Source organism: Roseinatronobacter sp. NSM, from assembly GCF_052379845.1.
Classification (GTDB): Bacteria; Pseudomonadota; Alphaproteobacteria; order Rhodobacterales; family Rhodobacteraceae; genus Roseinatronobacter.
This window is the reverse complement of record NZ_JBQTCF010000070.1, coordinates 1-2500: the sequence shown is the minus strand read 5'-3', so window position 1 is coordinate 2500 and position 2500 is coordinate 1. Positions and strand designations below refer to the sequence as shown.

1 tRNA gene and 2 rRNA genes (1 of these 3 cut by a window edge) are annotated in these 2500 nt (G+C 55.4%); all 3 read left to right on the top strand.

The window, feature by feature from the left end:
* Positions 1-1833 (top strand): 23S ribosomal RNA (locus ACTZWY_RS19435) (it extends 1063 nt beyond the left edge of the window).
* A gap of 105 nt (positions 1834-1938) precedes the next feature.
* Positions 1939-2053 (top strand): 5S ribosomal RNA (gene rrf, locus ACTZWY_RS19430).
* A 46-nt stretch (positions 2054-2099) separates the two neighbouring features.
* A tRNA-Met gene (locus ACTZWY_RS19425) sits at positions 2100-2176 on the top strand.
* The last annotated feature ends 324 nt before the right edge of the window (positions 2177-2500 follow it).

Sequence of the window (2500 nt, the reverse complement as noted above, 5' to 3'; positions counted from 1 at the left end):
AAACAACCCTGACCTACAGCTAAGGCCCCTAATTCATGGCTAAGTGGGAAAGCAGGTGGGACGACCAAAACAACCAGGAGGTTGGCTTAGAAGCAGCCATCCTTTAAAGATAGCGTAACAGCTCACTGGTCTAAACAAGTTGTCCTGCGGCGAAGATGTAACGGGGCTCAAGCCATGAGCCGAAGCTTAGGATGCGAGCAATCGCATGGTAGCGGAGCGTTCTGTTCAGTACTTCTTGCGTCTTTTGCACCCAACAGGGTGCACCGGACGCAACCGAAGTCTGCTGTGAAGCCGGCCCGTGAGGGACCGGTGGAGCGTTCAGAAGTGAGAATGTTGACATGAGTAGCGACAAACAGGGTGAGAGACCCTGTCGCCGAAAGTCCAAGGGTTCCTGCTTAAAGCTAATCTGAGCAGGGTAAGCCGGCCCCTAAGGCGAGGCCGAAAGGCGTAGTCGATGGGAACCAGGTTAATATTCCTGGGCCAGTGGGAAGTGACGGATCTCAAAGATTGTTCGCCCTTATCGGATTGGGCGGGCCGTTCAGAGGTTCCCGGAAATAGCCCCACACCAGACCGTACCCGAAACCGACACAGGTGGACTGGTAGAGAATACCAAGGCGCTTGAGAGAACCATGTTTAAGGAACTCGGCAAAATACCTCCGTAAGTTCGCGAGAAGGAGGCCCCGTTATTGCGCAAGCAGTGGCGGGGGGCACAAACCAGGGGGTGGCGACTGTTTATTAAAAACACAGGGCTCTGCGAAGTCGCAAGACGACGTATAGGGTCTGACGCCTGCCCGGTGCCGGAAGGTTAAAAGGAGGAGTGCAAGCTCCGAATTGAAGCCCCGGTAAACGGCGGCCGTAACTATAACGGTCCTAAGGTAGCGAAATTCCTTGTCGGGTAAGTTCCGACCTGCACGAATGGCGTAACGACTTCCCCGCTGTCTCAAACATGGACTCAGCGAAATTGAATTGCCTGTCAAGATGCAGGCTTCCCGCGGTTAGACGGAAAGACCCCGTGCACCTTTACTACAACTTCACACTGGCATCAGGATTGCGATGTGCAGGATAGGTGGTAGGCTTTGACGTGGGAACGCCAGTTCCCATCGAGCCTTCCTTGAGATACCACCCTTCGCACTCTTGATGTCTAACCGCGGTCCGTCATCCGGATCCGGGACCCTGTGTGGTGGGTAGTTTGACTGGGGCGGTCGCCTCCCAAACAGTAACGGAGGCGTGCGAAGGTTGGCTCAGACCGGTCGGAAATCGGTCGTCGAGTGCAATGGCATAAGCCAGCCTGACTGCAAGACTGACAAGTCGAGCAGAGACGAAAGTCGGCCATAGTGATCCGGTGGTCCCGAGTGGAAGGGCCATCGCTCAACGGATAAAAGGTACGCCGGGGATAACAGGCTGATGATGCCCAAGAGTCCATATCGACGGCATCGTTTGGCACCTCGATGTCGGCTCATCTCATCCTGGGGCTGGAGTAGGTCCCAAGGGTATGGCTGTTCGCCATTTAAAGAGGTACGTGAGCTGGGTTTAGAACGTCGTGAGACAGTTCGGTCCCTATCTGCCGTGGGTGTTGGAGACTTGAGAGGAGTTGCCCCTAGTACGAGAGGACCGGGGTGAACGATCCACTGGTGGACCTGTTGTGGCGCCAGCCGCAGTGCAGGGTAGCTATGATCGGACAGGATAACCGCTGAAAGCATCTAAGCGGGAAGCCCCCCTCAAAACAAGGTCTCCCTTGAGAGCCGTGGTAGACCACCACGTCGATAGGCCGGAGATGTAAGCGCAGCAATGCGTTCAGTTGACCGGTACTAATGGCTCAATAGGCTTGATTTGATCCAGTAAAAGCAAAACTGATCAACAATCAACAAAACCAAAAGCATTGACCTCATAGTCAGGTGGAACACAAAACCCACCCACTGATATGTGTTTCTTCTCAGGTTTGGTGGCAATAGCGCGAGCAATACACCCGATCCCGTCCCGATCTCGGAAGTTAAGTGCCGCCGCGGCAATGGTACTGCGTCTCAAGACGTGGGAGAGTAGCTCACCGCCAAACCTGACAAGAAACACAAAAATCTCTCTCAACGATACAAAAAAACCAACGCGGGGTGGAGCAGCCAGGTAGCTCGTCAGGCTCATAACCTGAAGGTCACAGGTTCAAATCCTGTCCCCGCAACCAACACTATTTCTTCAATAATATCAACACCTTCCAATCCCGCACTCGCGGGGAAATTCGCGTTTGCGCTCCTTTTGCCCGCACCTGCGGCCTGTCGTTGCTCGACGCCCGTCGCTAAGCGCAACAGCCCCGCAAGCGCCCCGTGCAGGTCGATATCGAGGCCCATTCCATCCGTGCGCGGCACCAGAACGATCTTCTCGATCAGACCCCGCAACGCCTCTCGGGTTTCTGCCAACCCGTCTTCGCGCCCCAGGCCCTCGATCAGCACGCCCACACGGTCGCGATAGGTTTCGGCCATTGTCGGGTGAAACCGCAATGGGGCAGGGG